Source organism: Sulfitobacter sp. R86518, assembly GCF_042466275.1.
GTDB lineage: Bacteria > Pseudomonadota > Alphaproteobacteria > Rhodobacterales > Rhodobacteraceae > Sulfitobacter > Sulfitobacter pontiacus.
On the sequence record NZ_JAXHCA010000005.1, the window covers coordinates 1188583 to 1211944 of the forward strand.

The 23362-nt window shown below is 62.0% G+C and carries 33 protein-coding genes; 24 read left to right on the plus strand and 9 right to left on the minus strand.

Annotated elements, in window-relative coordinates:
- Positions 1-219: 219 nt before the first annotated feature.
- The 4 genes from SJY36_RS06685 to SJY36_RS06700 form a co-directional block, all read right to left on the minus strand.
- Positions 220-642 carry a TIGR01244 family sulfur transferase gene (locus SJY36_RS06685; RefSeq protein WP_005852802.1) on the minus strand — a complete coding sequence of 141 codons (423 nt, stop codon included), beginning with the start codon at positions 640-642 and terminating at the stop codon, positions 220-222.
- A gap of 8 nt (positions 643-650) precedes the next feature.
- Positions 651-1082 carry a DUF6691 family protein gene (locus SJY36_RS06690; RefSeq protein WP_341205417.1) on the minus strand — a complete coding sequence of 144 codons (432 nt, stop codon included), beginning with the start codon at positions 1080-1082 and terminating at the stop codon, positions 651-653.
- Between the two features lies 1 nt (position 1083).
- On the minus strand, positions 1084-1515 hold the full coding sequence (locus SJY36_RS06695) for a YeeE/YedE family protein (RefSeq protein WP_180827540.1): 432 nt from the start codon (positions 1513-1515) through the stop codon (positions 1084-1086).
- A gap of 162 nt (positions 1516-1677) precedes the next feature.
- Positions 1678-1917, minus strand: coding sequence for a hypothetical protein (locus tag SJY36_RS06700; RefSeq protein WP_005852805.1), 240 nt, complete (start codon positions 1915-1917; stop codon positions 1678-1680).
- A 107-nt stretch (positions 1918-2024) separates the two neighbouring features.
- Between SJY36_RS06700 and SJY36_RS06705 the strand changes: the two genes are divergently transcribed.
- From SJY36_RS06705 to SJY36_RS06715, 3 genes are all read left to right on the plus strand, one after another.
- Positions 2025-2312, plus strand: a complete 288-nt coding sequence (locus SJY36_RS06705) for a DUF2312 domain-containing protein (protein WP_009826729.1) — start codon at positions 2025-2027, stop codon at positions 2310-2312.
- Between the two features lie 212 nt (positions 2313-2524).
- Positions 2525-3856: a trigger factor gene (gene tig, locus SJY36_RS06710; RefSeq protein ID WP_037943993.1), complete on the plus strand. Its 1332-nt coding sequence runs from the start codon at positions 2525-2527 to the stop codon at positions 3854-3856.
- Positions 3857-3992: 136 nt separating this feature from the next.
- Positions 3993-4703 (plus strand): FkbM family methyltransferase, encoded by a 711-nt coding sequence (locus SJY36_RS06715; protein WP_037943994.1) that lies wholly within the window; start codon positions 3993-3995, stop codon positions 4701-4703.
- Positions 4704-4751: 48 nt separating this feature from the next.
- Here the strand turns inward: SJY36_RS06715 and SJY36_RS06720 are convergent, their stop codons facing one another.
- From SJY36_RS06720 to rpsF, 4 genes are all read right to left on the minus strand, one after another.
- The gene (locus tag SJY36_RS06720; protein WP_005852857.1) at positions 4752-5201 is read right to left on the minus strand and encodes a transglycosylase SLT domain-containing protein; all 450 of its coding nucleotides are present in this window, start codon (positions 5199-5201) and stop codon (positions 4752-4754) included.
- Between the two features lie 218 nt (positions 5202-5419).
- Complete coding sequence (gene rplI, locus SJY36_RS06725; protein WP_037943995.1) at positions 5420-6040, minus strand: 50S ribosomal protein L9; 621 nt, start codon at positions 6038-6040, stop codon at positions 5420-5422.
- Between the two features lie 11 nt (positions 6041-6051).
- Positions 6052-6279, minus strand: a complete 228-nt coding sequence (gene rpsR / locus SJY36_RS06730) for a 30S ribosomal protein S18 (protein ID WP_005852865.1) — start codon at positions 6277-6279, stop codon at positions 6052-6054.
- Between the two features lie 29 nt (positions 6280-6308).
- Entirely contained in the window at positions 6309-6671 is a 363-nt protein-coding gene (rpsF, locus tag SJY36_RS06735; protein WP_005852867.1) for a 30S ribosomal protein S6, read from the minus strand.
- A gap of 291 nt (positions 6672-6962) precedes the next feature.
- Here rpsF and SJY36_RS06740 point away from each other — a divergent pair, with 291 nt between their 5' ends.
- Both SJY36_RS06740 and SJY36_RS06745 read left to right on the plus strand, forming a co-directional pair.
- A complete protein-coding gene (locus SJY36_RS06740; RefSeq protein WP_386173794.1) occupies positions 6963-7457 on the plus strand; it encodes a hypothetical protein in 495 nt (164 codons plus the stop codon).
- A gap of 153 nt (positions 7458-7610) precedes the next feature.
- Entirely contained in the window at positions 7611-8180 is a 570-nt protein-coding gene (locus SJY36_RS06745; RefSeq protein ID WP_386176467.1) for a YceI family protein, read from the plus strand.
- Positions 8181-8254: 74 nt separating this feature from the next.
- Here SJY36_RS06745 and SJY36_RS06750 read toward each other — a convergent pair whose 3' ends face one another.
- Entirely contained in the window at positions 8255-9466 is a 1212-nt protein-coding gene (locus tag SJY36_RS06750; protein WP_386173796.1) for a cytochrome b/b6 domain-containing protein, read from the minus strand.
- Between the two features lie 147 nt (positions 9467-9613).
- On the opposite strand from SJY36_RS06750, the gene fabD reads away from it, so the two are divergent.
- From fabD to SJY36_RS06845, 19 genes are all read left to right on the plus strand, one after another.
- Entirely contained in the window at positions 9614-10546 is a 933-nt protein-coding gene (gene fabD / locus SJY36_RS06755; protein WP_278424456.1) for an ACP S-malonyltransferase, read from the plus strand.
- 24 nt (positions 10547-10570) lie between these two features.
- Complete coding sequence (gene fabG, locus SJY36_RS06760; protein WP_005852879.1) at positions 10571-11308, plus strand: 3-oxoacyl-[acyl-carrier-protein] reductase; 738 nt, start codon at positions 10571-10573, stop codon at positions 11306-11308.
- Between the two features lie 201 nt (positions 11309-11509).
- Entirely contained in the window at positions 11510-11743 is a 234-nt protein-coding gene (locus SJY36_RS06765; protein WP_005852881.1) for an acyl carrier protein, read from the plus strand.
- A gap of 179 nt (positions 11744-11922) precedes the next feature.
- Positions 11923-12456 carry a GNAT family N-acetyltransferase gene (locus tag SJY36_RS06770; protein ID WP_386173799.1) on the plus strand — a complete coding sequence of 178 codons (534 nt, stop codon included), beginning with the start codon at positions 11923-11925 and terminating at the stop codon, positions 12454-12456.
- 87 nt (positions 12457-12543) lie between these two features.
- Positions 12544-13803 (plus strand): beta-ketoacyl-ACP synthase II, encoded by a 1260-nt coding sequence (gene fabF / locus SJY36_RS06775; RefSeq protein WP_074635104.1) that lies wholly within the window; start codon positions 12544-12546, stop codon positions 13801-13803.
- A complete protein-coding gene (mltG, locus tag SJY36_RS06780; RefSeq protein ID WP_184582353.1) occupies positions 13803-14987 on the plus strand; it encodes an endolytic transglycosylase MltG in 1185 nt (394 codons plus the stop codon). Before fabF ends, mltG begins: the two co-directional genes overlap by 1 nt.
- A gap of 210 nt (positions 14988-15197) precedes the next feature.
- Positions 15198-15542 carry a hypothetical protein gene (locus SJY36_RS06785; protein ID WP_286779764.1) on the plus strand — a complete coding sequence of 115 codons (345 nt, stop codon included), beginning with the start codon at positions 15198-15200 and terminating at the stop codon, positions 15540-15542.
- A gap of 52 nt (positions 15543-15594) precedes the next feature.
- The gene (locus tag SJY36_RS06790) at positions 15595-16821 is read left to right on the plus strand and encodes a DNA-packaging protein (RefSeq protein WP_386176469.1); all 1227 of its coding nucleotides are present in this window, start codon (positions 15595-15597) and stop codon (positions 16819-16821) included.
- Positions 16822-16969: 148 nt separating this feature from the next.
- Positions 16970-18145 (plus strand): phage portal protein, encoded by a 1176-nt coding sequence (locus SJY36_RS06795; RefSeq protein WP_386173802.1) that lies wholly within the window; start codon positions 16970-16972, stop codon positions 18143-18145.
- Positions 18138-18362 (plus strand): hypothetical protein, encoded by a 225-nt coding sequence (locus SJY36_RS06800; protein ID WP_005852894.1) that lies wholly within the window; start codon positions 18138-18140, stop codon positions 18360-18362. Before SJY36_RS06795 ends, SJY36_RS06800 begins: the two co-directional genes overlap by 8 nt.
- 25 nt (positions 18363-18387) lie before the next feature.
- Entirely contained in the window at positions 18388-19002 is a 615-nt protein-coding gene (locus SJY36_RS06805; protein ID WP_386173804.1) for an HK97 family phage prohead protease, read from the plus strand.
- Positions 19003-19006: 4 nt separating this feature from the next.
- The gene (locus SJY36_RS06810) at positions 19007-20182 is read left to right on the plus strand and encodes a phage major capsid protein (RefSeq protein ID WP_386173806.1); all 1176 of its coding nucleotides are present in this window, start codon (positions 19007-19009) and stop codon (positions 20180-20182) included.
- Between the two features lie 157 nt (positions 20183-20339).
- A complete protein-coding gene (locus SJY36_RS06815) occupies positions 20340-20936 on the plus strand; it encodes a head-tail connector protein (protein WP_132996764.1) in 597 nt (198 codons plus the stop codon).
- On the plus strand, positions 20933-21271 hold the full coding sequence (locus SJY36_RS06820; RefSeq protein ID WP_386173809.1) for a head-tail adaptor protein: 339 nt from the start codon (positions 20933-20935) through the stop codon (positions 21269-21271). The genes SJY36_RS06815 and SJY36_RS06820 overlap by 4 nt, the downstream gene beginning before the upstream one ends.
- Positions 21268-21678: a DUF3168 domain-containing protein gene (locus SJY36_RS06825; RefSeq protein WP_386173811.1), complete on the plus strand. Its 411-nt coding sequence runs from the start codon at positions 21268-21270 to the stop codon at positions 21676-21678. The genes SJY36_RS06820 and SJY36_RS06825 overlap by 4 nt, the downstream gene beginning before the upstream one ends.
- 34 nt (positions 21679-21712) lie before the next feature.
- A complete protein-coding gene (locus SJY36_RS06830; protein WP_386173813.1) occupies positions 21713-22153 on the plus strand; it encodes a phage major tail protein, TP901-1 family in 441 nt (146 codons plus the stop codon).
- A gap of 2 nt (positions 22154-22155) precedes the next feature.
- Positions 22156-22470 (plus strand): gene transfer agent family protein, encoded by a 315-nt coding sequence (locus tag SJY36_RS06835; protein WP_009826749.1) that lies wholly within the window; start codon positions 22156-22158, stop codon positions 22468-22470.
- The gene (locus tag SJY36_RS06840) at positions 22467-22700 is read left to right on the plus strand and encodes a rcc01693 family protein (protein WP_386173815.1); all 234 of its coding nucleotides are present in this window, start codon (positions 22467-22469) and stop codon (positions 22698-22700) included. The genes SJY36_RS06835 and SJY36_RS06840 overlap by 4 nt, the downstream gene beginning before the upstream one ends.
- Entirely contained in the window at positions 22700-23359 is a 660-nt protein-coding gene (locus tag SJY36_RS06845; RefSeq protein ID WP_386173817.1) for a phage tail tape measure protein, read from the plus strand. Before SJY36_RS06840 ends, SJY36_RS06845 begins: the two co-directional genes overlap by 1 nt.
- The last annotated feature ends 3 nt before the right edge of the window (positions 23360-23362 follow it).

Sequence of the window (23362 nt, forward strand, 5' to 3'; positions counted from 1 at the left end):
ATCGTAACTTTTCTGCGTCATTTCATAGGGTGAAATGGCAGTGAAGGAGGCGTGCGATGGGGTAAGGGATGTGAGTTTCGTCAAATGATGCCGGTGACATCAGTCGCGGGGGGACAGCGCCGTTTTGGCGCTATCCGTTGGTATGGCTTCCGCAACGGCGCGGTTGGCCTGATCCTTGGCGGATCGACCCGTGGGGCGTTGACCGGTGGCGCGTTGCGGTTACGCGTAGGGGGCGCTGAGCACGCCGCGCATGTGGCTTAGGTCGTAGCCACCGGCCCGTGCGGCCTCAATCAGCGCGTCTGCCGGTTGTTCGCCTGCCTGACCCAAGGCCCAAGCGATGGTCGACCGTGTGCCCGAGGCGCAATAGGCCAGAACAACCTCGTCCTGCGCCACGCCGATCTCGCGGTTACGGGCAATGACATCTGGGGTCATCGTTTGGTGCGTCAGCTCTTGCACCGCAAAGCGCAAGCCAGCCGCCTCTGCCGCGGCCTGGATGGCGGCATGCTGATGGCTGGGGGGCACTTCCGCGTCGGGACGGTTGCACAGGATCAAGGTAACGCCAGCCTCTTTGATCGCCTCCATATCGGAGGGGTCGATCTGAGGGGCAGCAAAGAAGCGGGGGGTGATTTGACGAATATCCATAGTTTGACTTATCCAGCCGCCCGCGTTGTGTCTAGTATCCGCCGCGCTTTGGGGGCGATCATCATACCCGCCAGCATGGTGATCAGAAAAATCAGGCCCCCCAAGCCGCCAAACCCAAGCGACGCCAGCGCAGGCCCCGGGCACAGCCCGACCAGCCCCCAGCCCGCGCCAAAGAGCACGGCCCCCACGATCAGCTTGCGGTCCAGCCGCGGGTCGGGGCGTTCGGGGAAATCACCGCCCACCACGGGCCGCCGCCCACGGGTCAGCGCCCAAGCGACCGCCATCGGCAAAATGGCCCCGCCCATGACAAAGGCGAGCGTCGGATCCCAATCCCCGAAGAAATCCAGAAACCCCTGGACCTTTCGGGTGTCGGTCATGCCCGACAGATATAGCCCGGTGCCAAACAAGGCCCCGGCGAGGGCGGCAAGCATATTGCGCATCTCAGACCCCTCCGACCAGGGCGCGCAGGGCGACAACCATCAACGCGCCTGCCGCGATATAAACCAGCGTCGCAACGATACCGCGTGGGCTCAGCCGCGAAATGCCGCAGACCCCGTGACCCGAGGTACAGCCATTGCCGATGCGCGTGCCCAGCCCGACCAGAAGACCGGCCGCGCCGACCAGCCACAGGTTCTCTGTCAGGTTGGTGGTCGCAGGGACGGGGGCAAAGAATGCGATCACCGCAGGGAAGATGATCAGCGCCGCGAGAAAGCTGCCGCGTTCGGCCCAAGCGCCGCGCGCCGATCCGTCCACCAGCCCGCCGATAATGCCGCTGGCCCCCATGATGCGGCCGTTCCCCAACAGGTAGACCGCAGCGCCGCCGCCAATCATCAGCCCGCCAATCAGGCCCCAAATCCAATCTGCTTCAATCATATGCTATATAGCCCTTTCGTACCGCCGTAAGCGGCGGGTGTCGGGAAAACATATAATGAATGTTGAATGTGTGGCAAGCCGCAAGCGCGAGGTTGACGCTGTGTCGGTCTCGGGGCGCTTGTTATCTATAGAGACAGGGGCAGAAAGTGGCCGTCACCTGCCTTAGCCGAGGATGATACCGACCACGACCATCATCAGCCCGATCACCGACAGCAGCAATGCGCCAAGGTTCATCGGCAGCACTTTTTGCAGGACGATCCGCATCTCTTCTTCGGGCAGGGCGGCGCGTTTGGCACGGGCCACGCGCAGGATACACCAGACAAGCCCGACCAACCCTACAAAGGAGATCGCCGCGCCCGCCCAGATCAAGACGTCAAAGAGTGAAAGAGATGCATTTTCCATAGGCCGCGAGCTATCCGAATTCCGCCCAATGGGCAAGAGTGGCTTGCGGCAGCGCAGGCACGCGGGTAGTCAATGCGCTGACCCATTCAAGACATAGGACGCCCCAGATGAGCGACAGTGCCACCAATCCCGAATCCCAAGACGCCATCGGTGATGCCACATATCGCGTGACCGCGAATGAGCTGCGCCAGTTCGTAGAGCGGATCGAACGGCTGGATGCCGAGAAGAAAGACCTCGCCGAACAGCAAAAAGAGGTCATGGCCGAAGCGAAATCCCGCGGTTACGACACCAAGGTGCTGCGCAAGATAATCGCTCTGCGCAAGCGTGAAGCCGATGATATCGCCGAAGAAGAAGCCGTGCTTGAGATGTATAAAGAAGCGCTTGGCATGTCCTGAGCCGGATGCGGTGCCTCGGGGCTGATTATGCGCCCACTGGACGCCGCGCGAGACGTTTAATGCCATCGGTACGCGGGGGCAGGGGGCAATTCGCCCCGTCCCACGGGACCCCGCCGCCAAATCCGCTTGCGCCCAAGCGCAGGCCCCAATAGAAGAGCGGAAATTTTTCCGCCCGCGCCCCGCAATGCGCGGCCTTACCCTATGGAGCAAACATGCAGGTCAACGAGACGCTGAACGAAGGTCTGAAACGCGGCTATGCCATCACTGTGACAGCAGCTGAGCTGGAGGCCAAGGTCAACGAAAAGCTGGCCGAAGCGCAGCCCGAAGTCGAGATGAAGGGTTTCCGCAAAGGTAAAGTCCCAATGGCGCTGCTGAAAAAGCAGTTCGGCCAAAAGGTTATGGGCGAAGCAATGCAGGAAAGCATTGATGGCGCCATGCAGGAGCATTTTGAAAAGTCCGGCGATCGCCCTGCGATGCAGCCCGACGTCAAAATGGCGAATGAAGACTGGAAAGAAGGCGACGACGTCGAGGTCACCATGACCTACGAAGCACTGCCCGAGATCCCAGAAGTAGACCTGTCGTCCATCACGCTGGAAAAAATGGTTGTCAAAGCCGATGACGCCGCCGTTGAAGAGGCGCTGGCCAACCTGGCAGAGACCGCACAGGACTTTGAAGCCCGCGAAGAGGGTGCCAAGGCAGAAGACGGCGACCAGATCACATTCGATTTCCTCGGCAAAGTAGACGGCGAAGCCTTTGAAGGCGGCGCGGCGGAAGATTACCCGCTGGTGCTAGGCTCCAACTCCTTTATCCCCGGTTTTGAAGAGCAGCTGGTCGGTGTTGTGGCAGGCGACGAGAAAGACGTAACGGTTTCCTTCCCGGAAGATTACCAGGCACCTCACCTCGCCGGCAAAGAAGCCGTGTTCGAGTGCAAGGTTAAAGAAGTGAAAAAGCCTGTTGCCGCGAAAGTGGACGACGAGCTGGCCAAGAAATTCGGTGCAGAAGATCTGGCTGCGCTGAAATCCCAGATCGCAGAGCGTCTGGAAGCGGAATATGCCGGTGCGTCGCGCGCTGTCATGAAACGCGGTCTGCTGGACGAGCTGGACAAGCTGGTCAGCTTTGACCTGCCGCCGTCGCTGGTCGAAGCCGAAGCAGGCCAGATCGCGCACCAGCTGTGGCACGAAGACAACCCTGACGTTCAGGGTCATGACCACCCGGAAATCGAAACAACAGACGAGCACAAGAAGCTCGCCGAGCGCCGCGTGCGTCTTGGCCTGCTGCTGGCCGAGCTGGGTCAGAAAGCCGAAGTTCAGGTCACCGACGCGGAAATGACGCAAGCGATCATGAACCAGGCACGTCAGTACCCGGGTCAGGAACGTCAGTTCTTTGAATTCGTTCAGCAAAACCAGCAGATGCAACAGCAGATGCGCGCTCCTTTGTTCGAAGACAAAGTCGTTGATCACGTGTTTGAGCAGGCGACATTGAACGAGAAAGAAGTGTCGAAAGAAGACCTGCAGAAAGCCGTGGAAGAGCTGGAAGACGAATAAGTCTTCCCCTTTTTCGGTATCACAAAGATCAAAGCCGTCCCGATTGGGGCGGCTTTTTTCGTTAGACGGCTGGGGAGTTATCCGTTTTAGTGCAGCAAAATGCGGCAGTTCCGGTCAAGGGGAGGGTGGTAGACACATGTCAGATCAAGCCAGCAACAGGGCGCGCCGCGCCGCGCGAGCAAAAACACCCCTGACCGAGGAGGAGCGCAAAGCCCGCCGGCGTGCGAAGCGGAACCTGCGTCAGGCCGAGGCTATGGGCTTTCTCAAGGGGGTAACGGCGATGCTGAAGCCTGGCGATCTGGCAATGGATTGCGGGGCCAATGTGGGTGTCGTGACCCGTTTGTTGGCCGACACAGGCGCCGAGGTGATCAGCTATGAACCCGATCCCTACGCGTTTGAACAGCTCACGACGGCTGTGAAAGACCGCGCGAACGTGCGTCTTGTCAACGCGGCGGTTGGGGCCAGCTCGGGCACTGTGCGGCTGATGCGGGCCGCGAACTTTGACGACAATATGAAGGGGGCATCGGTCAAAAGCACAATCGTCGACGGCGGGCGTACGATTGACGCAGACAATTATGTCGATGTCGCATTGCTCAATTTTCTGGAAATCATCAGGGCTGAAATCGATAAACGCGGCGAGATCGCTTTTGTGAAGATGGACATCGAAGGCGCGGAGCTTGATCTGCTTGAGGCGATGGATGCAGCGGATTTGATTAAGGGGATCAGGTGCTTGGTGGTGGAAACCCATGAGCGCAAGTTCGCGGATCTCAGACCGAGGTTCCGCGCGCTGCGCGAAACCTTTGCTGCGAAATACCCTGCGCGACAGGTGAACCTCGACTGGATCTGAGAGAGGCACGCCTGCGCCCATGGGGCAGCGCGGCGCGCCTTAGGGGGCTCAGCCTTTGCGCAGGCCGGTTTCAACCAGCATACCGCGCCGTTTGGCCTCGTAGTAATAGCCGCGGGCGTACCATTTGATTGCTGTGGCGTGATCGCCATCAGACAGCAGCCAAGCGCCGCGCAGGTATTTGACGCCGTATTTCAAGTTTACATCAGGATCGAGAAGATCGCCGGCATCGCCGCGAAACCCCATGCCGCGTGCGGTGGCGGGCAGGATTTGCAGCAGGCCGAAATAGGGCCCATTGCGGGCCTCTGGACGGTGGGTGCTTTCACGGATGGCAAGACGGTGGACCAACGGGCGGGGGACTTCGTAGTGGTCGGCCCATTTGTTGATCAGCCCGCGCAGCTCGGGCGTCTCGTTGGGATAGAGCGGCAGCTTGCGGGGCGCGGGGGCGGGCTCTGGTGCGGTACTGGCGCAGGCAGAGAGGGCAGGTGTGCAAAGCAACATCTGGCAAAGGGAACGACGTGTGAGGGCGATCATGCGGGTGACTCGCATCGTTGACGGGAGCCAAATGCTTACAACGCCGGGGGCACCGTGCAACAAGGCCAGCGCCGGATGGGCAGAGGGTCGCTTAGCACAGGGCGGCATATTGCCGATCGCGCAATGAAAAACGCCGCCGCTGAGAGGTCAGCGGCGGCGTTTCATTTGGAATCAGATCGGAAGGCTTAGGCTTGCGCTTCGTCTTCGTCTGTTTTCTCGACAGCTTCTGCCAGATCGTCGTCGTCGGACGCGGCGGAGCCGATATCGTCGAACAGTTCAGAGATTTCGAATTCGGCTGCAGCTTCTTCTTCTGCGGCCAGTTCCTGGATCGACTTGCCTGCGGCCTGAAGCTCGGCCTCTTCAGGGGAACGTGCAACGTTCAGCTGAATGGTGGCTTCGACTTCGGGGTGCAGGATGACGGTCACGTCATGCAGGCCCAGGTCTTTGATCGGGCTGCCCAGAACGACCTGTTTGCGGTCGATGGTAAAGCCTTCGGCTGTGGCAACGTCTGCCGCGTCACGGGTCGTAACCGAACCGTAAAGCGCACCCGAATCGGAGGCGGAGCGGATGACGATGAACTGCTGACCGTTAAGCTTGTCGGACAGTGCTTCGGCTTCTTTTTTGGTCTCGAGGTTTTGTGCCTCAAGCTGGGCTTTCTGACCTTCAAAGGCTTCGATGTTGGCCTTGGAAGCCGACAGCGCTTTGCCTTGGGGCAGCAGGAAGTTGCGTGCGTAGCCGGGCTTTACGTCCACGACTTCGCCCATTTGGCCCAGTTTGGCCACACGTTCCAGAAGGATAACTTGCATGTGCTTTCTCCTTACTTAACGGCGTAGGGCAGCAGGGCGAGGAAGCGGGCGCGTTTGATGGCACGGGCCAATTCACGCTGCTTTTTCGCGGAGACTGCGGTGATGCGGGAAGGAACGATTTTGCCGCGCTCAGAGATGTAGCGCTGCAGAAGACGTGTGTCTTTGTAATCGATTGCCGGTGCGTTGTCGCCCGAGAAGGGGCAGACCTTACGACGGCGGAAAAATGGTTTAGCGGCCATGGTTTATGTCCTTTATTGCAAGCTGATGATCAACGACGTTCGCGGCGTTCGCCACGCTCGGGGCGTTCGTCACGTTTCTGCATCTGAACCGATGGCAGCTCTTTGTGCTCATCAACTTTGATGGTCAGAACGCGCATCACGTCATCATGCAAACGCATCAGGCGTTCCATTTCCTGTACGGCGGTCGCTGGTGCGTCCGAACGCAGGAAGGCATAGTGGCCCTTGCGGTTTTTGTTGATCTTGTAGGCCATCGTTTTGACGCCCCAGTATTCGCTGTCGACGAGCTTGCCGTCGTTGTCAGCCAAAACTGTGCCAAAATGTTCGATAAGGCCTTCTGCTTGCGTGTTGGACAAGTCCTGACGCGCAATCATAACATGCTCATAAAGCGGCATGTGCACTCCTATTTATATCAAGGCGCATTTCATAGGCAGGGCATTTGCGTTTTGCGGCCCCACCACGAGAGTCTGCGCGGTTCAAAAGATGATGCAAAACGAAGGGCCGATATACACGGTTTTGCAGGCAGGGCAAGGGTGCGTTGGCGCGATGGCACGGGCGTCTATCGATTTGGGGCGGATGATCCTTTGAAAAGTACCACTTCGATCACGGTCGCGCCTCTTTTTCGTCATGAACCCATACGAGAACTGAAGGGGAGATCACACGGTTAAGCAAGGTTTATCAGAGCAATGGGCGCAGTTACGAATTTCTCGGCGGATAGTCTTCAGTTTTCGGCACAGGCCGGGATGGTAGATGGCTCTCGGGCGGTGGTGCGCAGCGTCCAGCGGTTGTTGGGGGCGGCCTTGGTACTGGCGGCGTCGGGGTTGTGGCTGACGCCGGGGTCGAACTTTGGGTCAGATGTGATGCTGTTCAAGGTCGGGCTGTCGGCGTTGTCTGTGATGTTGGGGGCAAGCCTTTTGCTGTCGGGGCAAAAGCCCGCGCTGCCCGAGATCCAGATCGACACGCTGCGGCGCGAGCTGCGTCTGGTGCGTCCGCGCACGGTGGGGGCGCAACGGGTGCTGCAACGCTGCAGTTTTGGCGACCTGGGGCGGGTGGAGCGTGTGGGCCGCAACTTTCACTTCTGGGACGGGCGCGGCAATTTCATCGTTGATGTCCATATCGCAGAGCGCCGCGTGGTCGATAACCTGACCTTTAGCCTGCGCGACTCCGGTCAGGCGATCTGATCGTAGCTTGATCGATATGTGCGTGTTTATCGCATGTCTGACGCGCGACTGTTCGCCAATGCGCACTAACTGTTGAACACTGCTGGGTTGCTGAAACGCTGAAATGCTTCATGTATGGTGCAGACAAACGCCAACAGGAGTATTCCAATGACCATGAAGTCTGTCCTTCTTGCCACCGCCCTGACACTGGGTGCCACCTCTGCTTTCGCCGCCGAGAAATATGTGCTGGACGCAAGCCACAGCCAGATCGTTTTCACCTATAACCACCTTGGGTTCTCGACCACCACGTCGATGTTCAGCGGTTTTGACGGTGAAATCATGCTGGACGAGGCAGAGCCCTCGAACTCCTCTGTCTCCGTATCTTTCCCGGTCAAAGATATGATCACCGGCTGGCAGCCCCGCACCGAACACTTCATGACCGAGGAATTCTTTGGCGCTGAAGACGGCGACATGGTGACGTTTGAATCGACGGGTATCGAGGTCACAGGCGAAAAGACCGCGTTGATCACCGGTGATCTGACCATGAACGACGTAACCAAATCCGTAGTGCTGGATGCCAAGCTGAACCAGATGGGCGAGCATCCAATGGCCAAGAAGGCTTGGGCCGGTTTCGACGCGACGACCACGGTCACACGCACCGATTTCAACCTTGGTCAGTTCGCGCCTTTCGTAAGCGACGAAGTGCAAGTGAACATCTCTATCGAAGCGATGAAGGCTGAGTAAGCTTTTCACCGTATATTAAGAAACGAGAACGCCGGGGCAGGACCCCGGCGTTTTTGCGTTTATGGGGGGCGGGATTACTGCCCGCGTGTGGCGGTGAGGTCGATATTCACCGTGACGCTAAAGCCCAGCGTGCTTTCGTCCGTCACCGTTTCCCCGATGCCGAAGTTGCGGCGGTCCAGCGTGGTGGAGCCTGTCATCCGGGCAGTGTCTCCCTCCAACGTCAGGGTGAAAGGCAGGTCGATCGGCATCGTCTGATCTTTGATCGTCAGGCTGCCCGCTGCGACATAGCCGTCGGCGGTGGCATTGATATCGGCCTGAAACGTCGCGGTGGGGAAGGCCTCGCTGTTGAAGAAATCGGCCCCCATCGCCTGATCCGTCACCGACCCGAGGCTCAGCGACGGGATCGCGACCGTGGTCGTTACATCGCCCGCTTTGCCGGATTGTACGGTGTCGTCAAATGTGATCGCGGATGTCCAATCGGCAAAGCTGCCAGCCACGACGGACCCGAACTGCGTGACCTCCAGCGCGATGGTCCCATCCTGCACTTGCCAGTCAGAGGCGACGTCCTCTAGCGCGGCGGTTTCGGTCGGGGCGGGTTGATCGCTTTGTTGGCCCAAGCCAAGGCCCAACCCCAGCCCAACCGCAATCGCGGCGACCCAGACGACGGTGGCGGTGATCACCGGCGCGGCAGTGTGGTGCTGCGCAGGCAGCGGGCCGACGACGGCTTCGCCCGGCAGCATCCGCCGCAGGGTCGAATTGCGGTCCACAACGTGGTGCTTCACCGCGCCGGCGATATGCAGGATCAACGCGCCGATCAGCAGTTTTCCCGAGATGACGTGCAGCGCGCCAAAGGCGTGCTCTACAGTTGTGTTCTTGGGGATAAACGGCAGCGACTGCCCCAGCGGCCACCAGATTGGCGCAAAGCCAGAGGCGGCGGCGTGGTTGATCCAGCCGGCCAGCGGGACGATCACCAGCGACCCATAGAGCACCCAATGCACCGTTTCCGCCAGCCAGCTTTCAAGACGGTGATCCGCATTCAGCAGCCCCGGTTTGGGTTGGGTAAAGGCCCAGACGATGCGGGCAAGCGCGACAAAGAAGACCGTCACGCCCAGTGTTTTGTGCAGCGAGAACAGCCACGCTTTGCGGGTCAGCTCCGCTTGCGTATCGTGGGGCAGATCGCTGGCATAAAGGCCAAGGGCGATCAGGGTGAGGATCAGCAGCGCGGTGAGCCAGTGAAAGAACTTGGTCACCCCGCCGTAGCGGATTGAGGTATTGGTTAAGGCCATCTGGGTGCTCCGTCGCGAAATGGGGTGGTTTCTCCATACTGCAACGGGGCTTGGGGACCAATGCGGATCAGCGCACAGTCGCCGTGCAGGCTTGTTTGACGGCCACCCACGCGCTAAAGCGCTGGAAACGCAAATTCGGGGGACTTTATGACCATTGCATTCGTATATCCGGGCCAAGGCGCGCAAACCATCGGTATGGGCCGCGATCTGGCCGACGCCTATCCGGCGGCAAAGGCCGTGTTTGACGAGGTGGACGAAGCCTTGGGCGAAAAGCTGTCGACGCTGATCTGGGAAGGCGAGGCGGACGAGCTGACGCTGACACAGAACGCGCAGCCCGCCTTGATGGCGACATCAATGGCGGCGATGGCGGCGTTGAAGGCCGAAGGCGTTACCGTCGATAAGGCGGCCTATGTCGCGGGCCATTCGCTGGGTGAATATGCGGCACTATGCGCGGCGGGGACATTCTCGCTTGCCGATACGGCGCGGTTGCTGCGCATCCGGGGGCGGGCGATGCAGGCGGCTGTGCCCGTGGGGCAGGGCGCTATGGCCGCCCTTCTGGGGCTGAGCTTTGATCAGGCCGAGGCCGTCGCCGCAGAGGCCGCACAGGGCGAGGTCTGTCAGGTCGCCAACCAGAACGATCCGGCGCAGAATGTCGTTTCGGGCAGCAAGGCGGCCGTGGAACGCGCGATTGATCTGGCGAAAGCGGCTGGCGCCAAGCGCGCGCTGCTTTTGCCTGTGTCTGCCCCGTTCCACTGTGCCCTGATGGCCCCCGCCGCAGAAGAGATGGCCGGTGCGTTGGCGGATGTGACAATGAACGCCCCTGCCGTGCCCGTGGTGGCGAATGTGGTGGCCGAGGCGGTCACCGATCCCGAACAGATCCGCAAGCTGCTGATCGAGCAGGTCACCGGTCAGGTGCGCTGGATGTCGTCGGTTGAATGGATGGGCGCGCAGGGCGTGACCGAGGTCTGGGAAATCGGCGCGGGCAAGGCGCTGTCCGGCATGATCCGCCGTATCAACAAGGAAATCACCTGCGTGAACATTGGCACCGCTGCCGATGCCGCTGCCGTGAAAACGGCCTGAGACAGGCTGCGAAAGGAATTACATATGTTTGATCTTACTGGAAAAAATGCGCTGGTCACTGGCGCTTCGGGTGGTATCGGCGCGGAAATCGCGCGCAGCCTGCATGCCCGTGGCGCGACCGTGGGCCTGTCCGGCACCCGCACCGAACCTCTTGAGGCGCTGGCCGCCGAACTGGGCGAGCGCGCCCATGTGCTGCCCTGTAACCTGAGCGATATGGACGCCGTTGACGCGCTGCCCAAACAGGCGGCCGAAGCGATGGGATCGGTTGATATTCTGGTCAATAACGCCGGCATCACCCGCGACAACCTGTTCATGCGCATGTCGGATGATGAATGGAATTCGGTCCTGAACGTCAACCTGACCGCGACATTCAAGCTGTGCAAAGGCGTGATGCGCGGCATGATGAAGGCGCGTTGGGGCCGGATCGTGAATATCTCGAGCGTGGTCGGGGCCACCGGTAACCCCGGTCAGGCGAACTATGCCGCGTCCAAGGCCGGTATGGTGGGCATGTCCAAATCGCTTGCCTATGAGGTTGCCAGCCGCGGGATCACCGTGAACGCTGTCGCCCCCGGTTTCATTACCACGGCAATGACGGACAAGCTGACCGACGACCAAAAGGCGGGAATCATGGGGCAAATCCCTGCGGGCCGTATGGGCGAAGCATCCGAAATCGCGTCGGCTGTTGTTTATCTGGCGAGTGCGGAAGCCGCCTATGTTACCGGAACCACCTTGCATGTGAACGGCGGCATGGCCATGTTGTGACCCTGCGCTGCAAAGCGTTTGCCAAATCTGCGTCTTGTGCTAAATGGGGCGCAGAATCCATCATAGGGAGGCTTGATTGCCCCCCTTACCTTGTGACAACAAGGGCCATAGCCGCCCCTCGGGGCACGATCCATACGGACCACATAAGGTTCTGACGGAAACAGAAGAGGGCAGGATTGCCCGAATGAATGAGGACTGAATATGAGCGACGTCGCAGACCGCGTAAAGAAGATCGTTGTAGAGCACCTGGGTGTTGAAGAAGACAAAGTTGTTGAGAACGCATCGTTCATCGACGATCTTGGCGCAGACAGCCTCGACACTGTTGAGCTGGTTATGGCGTTCGAAGAAGAGTTCGGCATCGAGATTCCCGATGACGCAGCCGAGAACATCCAGACCTTCGGCGACGCGGTCAAGTTCATCAAAGAAGCGTCCTAAGACGTTTTCGCCAGCCGCAGCCCCATAGGCGTCGCGGCGGCACGAGATTTAGAGAACGGCGTTCTTCCTAGCGGAAGGGCGCCGTTTTTGCTTGGGGGGACCGCGCGTCACTTGCCTTGCGCGGGCTGCGGCGTGACACTGCCGGTGACAGAAATTCAAGCGTGAAGGTAATTCACCACATGTCGCGATCAGTACCGACCATCAATACCGCCCGTCTCACCCTGCGCGCCATGCGGGCCGAAGACTTCCCCCGTTATGCTGACATCTGGGCGACGCCCGCCGTGGTGACCCATATTACCGGCAAGCCCAAACCCAAGGCCGAAAGCTGGGATGCGTTTCTGCGCAATGCGGGCCATTGGCAGATTGTCGGGTTTGGTCAATGGGCGATCCAGTCGCGCGGCACCCGCGAGATGGAAGGTCAGGTCGGGTTTTTCTTTGGTTCCCGCGGGTTTGGCGACGATTTCGATCCCTTTCCCGAGGCCGGCTGGGTGCTGGCCCCTGAAGCGCAGGGCACGGGGCTGGGGCTGGAAGCCGCGCGTGCGGCGCATGACTGGTTCGACCGCGTGGTGATGGGGCGCACGGTGTGCATGATCGCCGTGGCGAATGCATCGTCGCTGCGGCTGGCCGAGACCCTGGGATATACCGCGCTGCGCGACATAGAGCTTGACGGCGACAAGATACGTCTGATGACGCGCAAAGGCCCGCCGGTCTGACCGTGGCTTGGGCGCTTCGCGTCTTGAAATTTACGGTCTCGGCAAGGTATAGCCGGTCAACGCAAAGAAACACCAAGGGGCTTGGATATGCGCAGAGTAGTAGTGACAGGTTTGGGATTGGTAACTCCGTTGGCCGATGGCGTGGAGGCCAGCTGGTCCAGAATTTTGGATGGTCAGTCCGGGGCGGGCAAGATCACGGGCTTCGATCCCAGCAAGCTGGTCACTCAATACGCCTGCGAAGTGCCGCTTGGCGACGGTACGGATGGTACCTTTAACGGCGACAAGTATATGGAGCCGAAAGAACAGCGCAAAGTGGATACCTTTATCCTGTTCGGCATGGCCGCAGCACAGCAAGCGGTCGAGGATTCCGGCTGGATGCCCACGGACCGCGAAGATCTGGAACGCACCGGCGTCTTGATCGGGTCGGGCATCGGGGGCCTGAACTCTATCGCGAACACGGCCGTGATGATGCACGAGAAAGGCCCGCGCCGCGTGAGCCCGTTCTTTGTGCCCGGCGCGCTGATCAACCTGATCTCGGGTCAGGTATCGATTCGCTATGGATTCCGCGGCCCGAACCATTCGGTTGTGACCGCCTGTTCCACCGGTGCCCATGCGATTGGTGACGCAAGCCGTCTGATCCAGCATGGCGACGCGGATGTGATGATTGCCGGCGGGGCCGAGGCCGCGATTTGCGAGATCGGCATGGCGGGCTTCAACGCCTGTAAAGCGCTGTCCACCAAGCGGGGCGACGACCCCACCAAGGCAAGCCGCCCCTATGACGCGGATCGTGACGGTTTCGTCATGGGCGAGGGCGCGGGTATTGTCGTGCTGGAAGAATACGAACACGCCAAGGCCCGTGGGGCCAAGATCTATGCCGAGGTGCTGGGCTATGGTCTGTCGGGCGATGCCTATCACATCACGGCCCCTGCCGAGGATGGCGACGGGGCCGAACGGTCCATGCGCAACGCCCTGCGTGGTGCCGGGCTGGAGCCAAAAGACATCGACTATATCAACGCGCATGGCACATCGACCATGGCTGATGTGATCGAACTGGGCGCGGTCGAGCGGATGCTGGGCGACGCGGTTGAGACGGTCACCATGTCGTCGACGAAATCCGCGACCGGTCACCTGTTGGGGGCTGCTGGCGCGATCGAGGCGATCTTCTCTATCCTTGCGATCCGCGATCAGGTGGCCCCGCCGACCATCAACCTCGACAATCCTGCGGTTGAAACCAAGATCGATCTGGCCCCGAACAAGAAGGTCGAGCGCAAGATTGATGTCGCGCTGAGCAACTCTTTCGGCTTTGGTGGCACCAACGCGAGCGTGATCTTCGGGAAAGCATCCTAATGTGGCGTCATATCGCGTCTAACGCTGTTACGTTTCTGATTTTAGGCTTGTTTTTGTTAGGCGGGATTATCCTGTGGGGGCGGGGGCAGTATGATGCCCCCGGTCCGCTGTCGCAGGCGATCTGCCTGCAGGTGGAGCGCGGGTCGAACATGCGTGCCGTGGGCGATGATCTTGCTACGCAAGAGGCCGTAAGCTCGGCTGCGATTTTCCGTCTTGGGGCGGAGTATGAGGAAAAGACCCGCGACCTGAAGGCGGGGAGCTTTCTGATCCAGCCCGAAGCCTCGATGAAAGAGATCGTGGACACGGTTACACGCGGCGGGGCAAGCACCTGCGGTACCGAAGTTGTCTACCGCATCGGTGTGAACCGCATCAGCACGCAGGTGCGTGAGCTGGACCCCGCAACAAGCCGCTTCGTCGAGCGTGCCGAATTCACCCCCGGTGAGGATGAGGTGCCAGAGGTCTATACCCAGACCAAGGCGAAGGCCGACACGCGGTTCCGCATCGCGATGGCAGAGGGCGTGACAAGCTGGCAGGTGGCCGAGGCGTTGAAAGCCATTGATCTGCTGTCTGGCGAGATCGCTGCGGTACCTGCGGAGGGATCTTTGGCCCCCGACAGCTATGAGGTCTCGGAAGGGGACGACCGTGCCGAAATCCTGACGCGTATGGCCGCGGCACAAGAACAGCGTCTGGCCGAAGCCTGGGAGGCTCGCGATCCGGGGCTGCCCGTCGAGACGCCTGAGGAACTGTTGATCCTTGCCTCTATCGTCGAGAAGGAAACCGGCGTACCGGAAGAGCGCGAACAGGTGGCGAGCGTTTTCGTCAACCGTTTGAACCAAGGCATGCGTCTGCAGACGGACCCGACCGTGATCTACGGGATCACCAACGGGCAGGGCGTCTTGGGGCGTGGTCTGCGCCGCAGCGAGCTGCGCAAGGAGACTCCGTTCAACACCTACGTCATCGACGCGCTGCCACCGACGCCGATTGCAAACCCCGGACGTGCGAGCCTGATGGCAGCGGCACAACCGGCCAGCGAGGACTATGTTTTCTTTGTTGCCGATGGCACCGGCGGTCACGCTTTTGCCGAGACATTGGAAGAGCATAACGCCAATGTCGCGCGCTGGCGCCAGATCGAGGCGGAGCGTGGCGCGGAAGCGGCGGGCAATGCGTCGACGGGCGGAAACTAAGCGTCAGAGCGGGGGTAAGTTAGGAATTTGTTAACCATCGTAAGGGCTTGTAAGGTTTCGGTAACCTTGTTTTCCTTGACTTTGCGTCCGCTCTGACATAGAAATACGTCCATGCTAGAAGACATGGGCAAACGGCCCCGGATTAAGTTCCGGTGGCCGTTTTTTCGTGTCTGCTCGGGTTGGAGGTCCAAAACGAGAGGTAAGAGCAAAATGACGATGAATACCCCGGAACAGGAAATTGCTGCCAGCGAAGAGCAGCTTCAGGCGTTGCAGGTCGCGATCCGCGATTTGCGCCGCGAGATAGAGAGCCTGCGCGAACAGGCCCGATCCGGGGAGGAAGTAAACGAAACAGCAGCGTCGAAGGCATTGGGTAAGGCCAGTGGCATGGTGGCGACCTGCGTCAAGGTGGAGACCTATCTGAATGAGTGCAGAAACAGACAAGCGGGCATTGCCCGAGGGGGATACGCGCTGGACATGGAAAGGGCGCGGGCTGACATCGGGTGCAAGCTGGATCGGCTCCGCCGATGTTGCGGTGCAAGCCCGGTTCCTGAATGATCTGGAGGAGGGAGAGCTTTTGGCTCTCCCTTTTTTGTTCGAGTTCTGGGCCATGCCGCATCAGCTGCCCCCCGACGGCGACTGGCGGTCCTGGGTGATCATGGGCGGGCGCGGTGCGGGCAAGACGCGCGCGGGGGCGGAATGGGTGCGCGCGCAGGTCGAGGGGTCGCGGCCCTTGGATGCGGGGCGCTGTCGCCGTGTGGCGCTGGTGGGAGAGACGATCGAGCAGGTGCGCGAGGTGATGATCTTTGGCGACAGCGGGATATTGGCGTGCTCGCCCGCGGACCGGCGACCGGATTGGGAGGCGACGCGCAAGCGGTTGGTCTGGCCCAACGGGGCGGTGGCGACGGTGCATACGGCGCATGACCCAGAGGGGCTGCGCGGGCCGCAGTTTGACGCGGCCTGGGTGGATGAGCTGGCCAAGTGGAAGAAGGCCGAAGAGACGTGGGACCAGTTGCAGTTCGCCTTGCGGCTGGGGGAGGATCCGCGGGTCTGTGTGACCACGACTCCGCGCAATGTCGGCGTGTTGAAAAACCTGCTGGCGTCGCCGTCGACCGTGACCACCCATGCCCCGACAGAGGCGAATGCCGCGAACCTTGCGGGCTCTTTCCTGGAGGAGGTGCGGGCGCGCTATCGCGGGACGCGGTTGGGCCGACAGGAACTGGACGGTGTGTTGCTGGCTGATGCGGAAGGGGCGCTGTGGACATCCGAGCGGATCGAGGCCGGGCGGGTGCGGGATGTGCCCTTGTTGGACCGGATCGTCGTGGGGTTGGACCCTGCCACCACCGCCGGCGCGGGGTCGGATGAATGCGGGATCGTGGTGGTGGGTGCCCAGACCCAAGGCCCGCCGCAGGATTGGCGCGCCGTCGTGCTGGCCGATTGCACGGTGCAGGGGGCGACCCCGTCGGGGTGGGCGCGCGCGGCGATCAGCGCGATGGAGCAGTACGGCGCAGACCGCCTTGTCGCCGAGGTCAATCAGGGCGGGCAGATGGTGGCGGAGGTCTTGCGTCAGGTCGACCCATTGGTGCCGGTCAAATCGGTCCATGCCAGCCGTGGCAAGGTCGCGCGGGCGGAGCCTGTGGCGGCGCTTTATGAGCAGGGGCGCGTGGGGCATGTGGCGGGGCTGGACGCGCTGGAGGACCAGATGTGCCGGATGACAGCGCGGGGCTATGAGGGCGGCGGATCGCCGGACCGCGTCGATGCGCTGGTCTGGGCGCTGCATGAGCTGATGATCGAGCCTGCGGCGCAGTGGCGGATGCCCGGGGTGCGTGGATTATGAGCGCGTTGCGGAGGAGAGCGGCCCTTCGGGGAGAGTTTAACGGGCAAAATGAAGCGCTGTTGCGGGCGGGGCGTGCGCTCTGGTCGGGCGACGTTAAGGGATTGGTGAGATTTTCATGGGGCGGTCAATCAGCAGGGAGAGCAGCGGCATGGTTTTTGATTTTCTCAAACGGGGGGCGGTTGAGGTGGTTGCGGAGAAGAAAGCCTCTGCCACCGGGCCTGTCGTTGCGGTTCAGACCAGCGGGCGCGTGGCCTGGAGCCCGCGCGATGTGGTCAGCCTGACGCGCAGCGGGTTTTGCGGCAACCCTGTGGGGTTTCGGTCGGTGAAGCTGATTGCGGAGGCCGCGGCGGCCCTGCCGCTGGTGTTGCAGGATGCCGCGCAACGGTTCGAGGCGCATCCGCTGCTGGATCTGGTGGCACGGCCCAATGGGGCGCAGGGGCGTGCGGAGCTGCTGGAGGCGCTTTATGCGCAGCTGTTGTTGACGGGCAACGGCTATATCGAGGCGGTTGGCGCCGGGCCGGTGCCGATGGAGCTGCATGTCTTGCGGTCGGATCGCATGTCGGTGGTGCCGGGGGCGGATGGCTGGCCGGTGGCCTATGAATATGCCGTCGGCGGGCGCAAGCATCGGTTTGACGTGGCCGGGGATACGGCCGCGATCTGTCACATCAAGAATTTCCACCCGCAGGATGACCACTATGGGTTCAGCCCGTTGCAGGCGGCGGCGATGGCCTTGGATGTGCATGGCGCGGCCTCGCGCTGGAGCAAGGCCTTGCTGGATAATGCGGCGCGGCCATCGGGGGCGATTGTCTACCGCGGGGCCGAGGGGCAGGGCAAGCTGAGCGATGATCAGTACGACCGTTTGGTCAGCGAGATGGAGAGTCACCATCAAGGCGCGCGCAATGCGGGGCGGCCGATGCTGCTGGAAGGTGGGTTGGATTGGAAACCGATGGGGTTTTCGCCCTCGGACATGGAGTTTCACCGCACCAAGGAGGCGGCGGCGCGGGAAGTGGCGCTGGCTTTTGGGGTGCCGCCGATGCTGTTGGGGATCGCGGGGGATGCGACCTATGCCAATTATCAGGAGGCGCATCGAGCGTTCTACCGGCTGACGGTCCTGCCTTTGGCCACGCGGGTTGCCGCGGCGCTTGGCGCGTGGCTGGCGGGGTTCACGCATGAGGCGGTGACGTTGAAGCCCGATCTGGATCAGGTGCCCGCCCTGGCGCAGGAGCGTGACGCGCAATGGGCGCGGGTGGCGGGGGCGGATTTTCTGACGCAGGCGGAAAAGCGGTCTTTGTTGGGGCTGCCAGCGGTGGCGGCGGATGGTTGAGGAGATGGGATATGACCGGTTTGAATGTGCGCCGGGGTTGCGGTTGCAGGCGCATGAGAGGGTGAGCGCGATCCACCACGAGAATCTTTTGCAGCGGCTCGACCGGCTGGAGGAGATGATGGAGCGGCTGGAGCGGCGGTTGTGGTTGACCGTCTATGGTGTGGTCGCGGTGATTTTGGCGCAGGCGGTACAGTCGTTTCTGGTGGTCGCGCCGTAGCAATTTGAACGCAAGGGAGGGTGTCATGGAAGATGGCATGCGCTTCGGCCTCGGGTCGGAGAACGGAAGAGGTTTGCCCCATATGGGCGCTGGGTTGGAGCATAAGTTCGCGCGTTTCGACGAGGGGCTTGTGGTGGAGGGCGGCACCGAGATCAGCGGCTATGCCAGCCTGTTCGGGCGGGTCGATCAGGGTGGTGATCTGGTGGCACGGGGGGCTTATGGCACCTCGCTGGCGGCGGCGGAGGCCGCGGGGCGTCGGATCAAGATGCTGTGGCAGCATGATCCGGCACAGCCCATCGGCGTGTGGGACGAGCTGCGCGAGGATGCGCGGGGGCTGTGGGTCAAGGGGCGGCTGCTGGAGAGTGTGGCGCGGGGCCGCGAGGCGGCGGCCTTGATCGAGGCAGGGGCGATTGATGGCCTCAGCATCGGCTATCGCACGCAGCGGGCGGCCAAGAATGACGCGGGCCAGCGGGTGCTGCAGACCCTGGACCTGTGGGAGGTGTCGCTGGTGACCTTTCCCATGCTCCCCACGGCGCGGATCGCGGCCAAAGGGGATTTTATCTCCATCGGAGACGTCTTGCGCGGCATGGCCGGTGTCTTTGACGAGGCGCGGCGGAATTTGAAACGGAACGGAGGGTAAGCGGATGGAACGACACGAGGATGACATGGGCACCGAGCCCCGAGGCGCGGTCGAGGAGATGCGCCGCGCGGTGGGTGGATTTGTGCAGGATTTCAAAGGGTTTCAGGACGAGATGACGACCAAGTTGCAACAAACAGAAGAGCGAATGACTATGTTGGATCGAAAGATGACTTTGCCTGCGCGCACACCATTGGCGGGGGTTGTGGACAGCGGTGCGCCGCATCAGAAGGCGCTGCATGCCTATATCCGCAACGGCGACGACGACGGGTTGCGCGGGCTTGAGCTGGAGAGCAAGGCGCTGTCGGCGGCGGTGAATTCGGATGGTGGCTATCTGGTGGACCCGCAGACCTCGGATCGGGTGAAGTCGGTGTTGAATGCCACGGCCTCTATCCGGGCGATTGCGTCGGTGGTGCAGGTCGAGGCGACCTCTTACGACGTGCTGGTGGATCATGCGGATGTGGGGGCCGGTTGGGCAACAGAAACGGGGGCCGTGTCCGAGACCGATACGCCGCAGATCGACCGGATCACCATCCCGCTGCACGAGCTGAGCGCGCTGCCCAAAGCCTCGCAGCGGTTGCTGGATGACAGTGCCTTCGACATCGAGGCCTGGTTGGCGGGGCGGATCGCCGACAAATTCTCGCGGGCCGAGGCCGCGGCCTTTATCCACGGGGACGGGATCGACAAGCCCAAGGGGTTTCTGGCCCATGCCACGGTTGACAATGTGATCTGGGAGTGGGGCAATCTGGGCTATGTGCCCACCGGTGTCGCAGGCGAGATCACGGCGGATGCGGTGGTCGATCTGGTCTATGCGCTTGGGGCGCAGTACCGCGCGCAGGCGAGTTTTGTGATGAGCTCGAAGACCGCGGGCATTGTGCGCAAGCTCAAGGATCTGGACGGGCGGTTCCTGTGGTCTGACGGGATGACGCAGGGCCAGCCCGCGCGGCTGATGGGCTATCCGGTGCTGGTGGCCGAGGATATGCCCGATGTGGCGGCGGATTCATTCTCGGTCGCCTTCGGTGATTTTGCCGCCGGTTACACCGTAGCAGAGCGGCCCGACCTGCGGATCCTGCGCGATCCCTTCAGCGCCAAGCCGCATGTGCTGTTCTATGCCACAAAACGGGTGGGCGGCGACGTGAGCGACTTTGCCGCGATCAAGCTGCTGAAATTCGGCACCGCCTAAGGCGCGGGGTCGAATAGGGGGGCTGGCGGTGGCTGGCCCCATCCCCCGGGCGCGCCGTGATGCGCCGGGTGCATTGCCTAGCTGCTGCCTCCGACCGAGCGATGCAGTCGGGGTGTGCGTTCGGGGGGCTTTGGCGGGCTAGATTTGGAGCGATGAGATGTTGATCGAAGAGACTGGGGTGGCGGAGGCCGATCTGCCGCTGGAGCCGTTCAAGGCGCATTTGCGGATGGGCAGCGGTTTTGGCACCGAAACCGTACAAGAGCCCGTTTTGGCGAGCTTTCTGCGTGCCGCCATTGCCGCGATTGAGGCGCGCACGTCCAAGGCGCTGATCTCGCGGTTGTTTACCATGACCGTGCAAGAGTGGGCGGACCCGCAGGCGCAGGCTTTGCCCGTGGGGCCGGTCCGGCAGATCGTGAGCGTCACCGTGGTGTCGCGGGATGCGATGGAGACGGTGATCGAGCCGCAGCGCTATTGGCTGGTGCGCGATATGCAGGCGCCGTTGCTGAAGCCATCAGGGGCGATGCTGCCGTTCATTCCGCCGCAAGGGTCGGTGCAGGTCGTGTTCGAGGCGGGGCTTGGGGAAAGCTGGGGCGCTGTGCCCGCGGATTTGCAGCAGGCCGTGCTGATGCTGGCGGCGCATTACTATGAATACCGCCACGAGACCCGCCTTGGGGATGGCTGCATGCCCTTTGGGGTGAGCAGCCTGATCGAGCGCTACCGCCCGCTGCGGATCGGCTTGGGGGCACGCGCATGAGCCGACTGTCGTTGAACCGCCGCTTGGTGTTGGAGGCGCAGGTGCCTCAGCCTGATGGCGCGGGCGGAGAGAGCCGGAGCTGGGTGCGTGTGGGGGATCTCTGGGCGGATGTCACGGCGCGGCGGGGCCGGCGTTTGGGGCGTGGCGCCATTGCGGTGAGCCGCGGGGTCTATGTGGTGACGGTACGCGGTGCGCCAGTGGGCGATCCCGCGCGCCCCTTGCCGCAGCAGCGCTTTCGCGAGGGCACACGGGTTTATCAGATCCAGTCGGTGGCAGAGCAGGACGCACAAGGACGGTATCTGGCCTGCCTGACCCATGAGGAGGTGGCGGTATGAGCTATGGCATGGGGTTTGCCCTGCAACAGGCGGTCTTTGGCGTGTTGAGCACAGATCAGGAGATCACGGCGCTGGTGGGGGATGCGGTTTTTGATGCGGCTCCTGCAGGGGAGGTGCCGGCGCTTTATGTGCAGTTGGGGTCCGAAGCGGTGCGCGATGCCTCTGACAGGACGGGCGGCGGGGCGGAGCATCGGTTCACGGTTCTTGTCGTCACGCATCATGCGGGGTTCGCCCCCGCGAAACATGTGGCCGCTGCGGTGAGTGATGCGCTGGTCGGTGGGCAGTTTGGCCTGAGCCGCGGGCGGCTGGTGAGCTTGCGGTTCGAGCGGGCCGTCGCACGACAGGTCGGGGCGGATGCGCGCCGCCAGATAGAGATGCGGTTCAGGGCGCGGGTTCAGGACGGCTGAGCCGAGGTTTCAGGAAATTAACAGGAGAGTGGATATGGCTGTTCAAGCGGGCAAAGATCTTTTGGTCAAGGTGGACATGACGAGCGATGGTCAGTTCGAAACGATCGCGGGGCTGCGTGCCACGCGGGTGAGCTTTAACGCGGAGCCGGTTGAGGTGACCTCGCTTGACAGTGATGGGGGCTGGCGGGAGCTGCTGGCGGGCGCAGGCGTCCGATCTGCCGCAATCAGCGGGTCGGGGGTGTTTCGCGATGCGGGCACCGATGAACGCGCACGGCAGTTGTTTTTTGACGGGCTGACGCCGGATTTTCAGATCGTGATCCCCAGCTTCGGTATTATCGAGGGGCCGTTCCAGGTGGCGGCCATTGAATATGGCGGGTCGCTGAATGGGGAGGCGACCTATGAGCTGAGCCTGCAATCCGCGGGGCAGCTGAGCTTTACCGCGGATACGGCAGACGCGCCCGAGGGCGGGGTCTGATCATGGTGAACCGGTGGCGAGGGGATGTGGCGCTGGTGGTGAATGGTCAGCGACGCGTGGCACGGCTGACCCTGGGGGCTTTAGCCGAGCTGGAGGACGCGCTGGAGGAGCCGTCGCTGGTGGCGTTGGTCGAGCGGTTCGAGGGTCATCGGTTCAGCAGTCGGGATGTGCTGTTGCTGTTGGCCGCGGGCCTGCGTGCAGGGGGGACTGAGGTAAGTGCCGAGACGCTTGCGCAAGCCGAGATCGAGGGCGGGCCGGTGGCCGCATCTCAGGCCGCCGCAGAGCTTTTGGCGCGTGCCTTTGTCGTGCCCGTATGAGCGTGCCACCCAAGAGGACCACGACAGAGACCGCGCTGGGGATGGACTGGGCCGCGCTACTGCGGGCGGGGCTGAGGGGATTGTCGCTGACGCCCGATGCATTCTGGGCGCTCACCCCGGCAGAGCTGCAACTGATGCTTGGGAGCGAGGCGGGGCGGGCTCCGCTGTTGGGGGATGGATTGGCAGCCTTGATGGCGGCTTATCCCGATAGGCAGAGAGAGGAAGACTGATGGCACAGGATGATACATTCGAGGGGCTCGAGGATGGCGCAGAGCGGTTGAATGAGACGCTTGGCGCGACGGCCACGCTGGTGGCTGGTTTCGATGCCGAACTTCGCCGTATGCGCAGCGCATTGGCCGCCACAGGCAAGGATGTCGCGACGTTAGAGAAGGGGCTGAGCCGTGGATTGCGCAGGGCATTTGATGGTGTCGCGTTTGACGGGATGAAACTGTCAGATGCCCTGTCCACCGTGGCGCGGTCGATGGTGAACACGACCTACAACGCGGCGATGAAGCCGGTGACCGATCACGTCGGCGGGCTGATCAGTCAGGGCGTGGGATCACTGGTGCAGGGAATCCTCCCCTTTGCCGATGGGGCACCGTTTTCTCAGGGACGTGTGATGCCCTTTGCTCAAGGGGGGATTGTCAGCACCGCCACTGGCTTTGGCATGCGCGGGGGGATGGGGCTGATGGGCGAGGCCGGACCGGAGGCGATCATGCCCTTGGCACGGGGGCCGGACGGTAAGCTGGGTGTCAAAGGGGGCGCGAGCGGCGGGACGACCGTGGTCATGAACATCACCACCCCTGATGTGCAGGGATTCCAACGCAGTCAAAGCCAGGTCGCCGCGCAGCTGAGCCGCGCGCTGAACGCTGGCAACCGTAACCGCTAGGGG

Bases quoted from the DNA above. Each gene is read 5' to 3' on its own strand.
- SJY36_RS06685 (WP_005852802.1), bottom strand. From the start codon at position 642: ATGGATATTCGTCAAATCACCCCCCGCTTCTTTGCTGCCCCTCAGATC.
- SJY36_RS06690 (WP_341205417.1), bottom strand. From the start codon at position 1,082: ATGCGCAATATGCTTGCCGCCCTCGCCGGGGCCTTGTTTGGCACCGGG.
- SJY36_RS06695 (WP_180827540.1), bottom strand. From the start codon at position 1,515: ATGATTGAAGCAGATTGGATTTGGGGCCTGATTGGCGGGCTGATGATT.
- SJY36_RS06700 (WP_005852805.1), bottom strand. From the start codon at position 1,917: ATGGAAAATGCATCTCTTTCACTCTTTGACGTCTTGATCTGGGCGGGC.
- SJY36_RS06705 (WP_009826729.1), top strand. From the start codon at position 2,025: ATGAGCGACAGTGCCACCAATCCCGAATCCCAAGACGCCATCGGTGAT.
- tig (WP_037943993.1), top strand. From the start codon at position 2,525: ATGCAGGTCAACGAGACGCTGAACGAAGGTCTGAAACGCGGCTATGCC.
- SJY36_RS06715 (WP_037943994.1), top strand. From the start codon at position 3,993: ATGTCAGATCAAGCCAGCAACAGGGCGCGCCGCGCCGCGCGAGCAAAA.
- SJY36_RS06720 (WP_005852857.1), bottom strand. From the start codon at position 5,201: ATGTTGCTTTGCACACCTGCCCTCTCTGCCTGCGCCAGTACCGCACCA.
- rplI (WP_037943995.1), bottom strand. From the start codon at position 6,040: ATGCAAGTTATCCTTCTGGAACGTGTGGCCAAACTGGGCCAAATGGGC.
- rpsR (WP_005852865.1), bottom strand. From the start codon at position 6,279: ATGGCCGCTAAACCATTTTTCCGCCGTCGTAAGGTCTGCCCCTTCTCG.
- rpsF (WP_005852867.1), bottom strand. From the start codon at position 6,671: ATGCCGCTTTATGAGCATGTTATGATTGCGCGTCAGGACTTGTCCAAC.
- SJY36_RS06740 (WP_386173794.1), top strand. From the start codon at position 6,963: ATGGGCGCAGTTACGAATTTCTCGGCGGATAGTCTTCAGTTTTCGGCA.
- SJY36_RS06745 (WP_386176467.1), top strand. From the start codon at position 7,611: ATGAAGTCTGTCCTTCTTGCCACCGCCCTGACACTGGGTGCCACCTCT.
- SJY36_RS06750 (WP_386173796.1), bottom strand. From the start codon at position 9,466: ATGGCCTTAACCAATACCTCAATCCGCTACGGCGGGGTGACCAAGTTC.
- fabD (WP_278424456.1), top strand. From the start codon at position 9,614: ATGACCATTGCATTCGTATATCCGGGCCAAGGCGCGCAAACCATCGGT.
- fabG (WP_005852879.1), top strand. From the start codon at position 10,571: ATGTTTGATCTTACTGGAAAAAATGCGCTGGTCACTGGCGCTTCGGGT.
- SJY36_RS06765 (WP_005852881.1), top strand. From the start codon at position 11,510: ATGAGCGACGTCGCAGACCGCGTAAAGAAGATCGTTGTAGAGCACCTG.
- SJY36_RS06770 (WP_386173799.1), top strand. From the start codon at position 11,923: ATGTCGCGATCAGTACCGACCATCAATACCGCCCGTCTCACCCTGCGC.
- fabF (WP_074635104.1), top strand. From the start codon at position 12,544: ATGCGCAGAGTAGTAGTGACAGGTTTGGGATTGGTAACTCCGTTGGCC.
- mltG (WP_184582353.1), top strand. From the start codon at position 13,803: ATGTGGCGTCATATCGCGTCTAACGCTGTTACGTTTCTGATTTTAGGC.
- SJY36_RS06785 (WP_286779764.1), top strand. From the start codon at position 15,198: ATGACGATGAATACCCCGGAACAGGAAATTGCTGCCAGCGAAGAGCAG.
- SJY36_RS06790 (WP_386176469.1), top strand. From the start codon at position 15,595: ATGCCGCATCAGCTGCCCCCCGACGGCGACTGGCGGTCCTGGGTGATC.
- SJY36_RS06795 (WP_386173802.1), top strand. From the start codon at position 16,970: ATGGTTTTTGATTTTCTCAAACGGGGGGCGGTTGAGGTGGTTGCGGAG.
- SJY36_RS06800 (WP_005852894.1), top strand. From the start codon at position 18,138: ATGGTTGAGGAGATGGGATATGACCGGTTTGAATGTGCGCCGGGGTTG.
- SJY36_RS06805 (WP_386173804.1), top strand. From the start codon at position 18,388: ATGGAAGATGGCATGCGCTTCGGCCTCGGGTCGGAGAACGGAAGAGGT.
- SJY36_RS06810 (WP_386173806.1), top strand. From the start codon at position 19,007: ATGGAACGACACGAGGATGACATGGGCACCGAGCCCCGAGGCGCGGTC.
- SJY36_RS06815 (WP_132996764.1), top strand. From the start codon at position 20,340: ATGTTGATCGAAGAGACTGGGGTGGCGGAGGCCGATCTGCCGCTGGAG.
- SJY36_RS06820 (WP_386173809.1), top strand. From the start codon at position 20,933: ATGAGCCGACTGTCGTTGAACCGCCGCTTGGTGTTGGAGGCGCAGGTG.
- SJY36_RS06825 (WP_386173811.1), top strand. From the start codon at position 21,268: ATGAGCTATGGCATGGGGTTTGCCCTGCAACAGGCGGTCTTTGGCGTG.
- SJY36_RS06830 (WP_386173813.1), top strand. From the start codon at position 21,713: ATGGCTGTTCAAGCGGGCAAAGATCTTTTGGTCAAGGTGGACATGACG.
- SJY36_RS06835 (WP_009826749.1), top strand. From the start codon at position 22,156: ATGGTGAACCGGTGGCGAGGGGATGTGGCGCTGGTGGTGAATGGTCAG.
- SJY36_RS06840 (WP_386173815.1), top strand. From the start codon at position 22,467: ATGAGCGTGCCACCCAAGAGGACCACGACAGAGACCGCGCTGGGGATG.
- SJY36_RS06845 (WP_386173817.1), top strand. From the start codon at position 22,700: ATGGCACAGGATGATACATTCGAGGGGCTCGAGGATGGCGCAGAGCGG.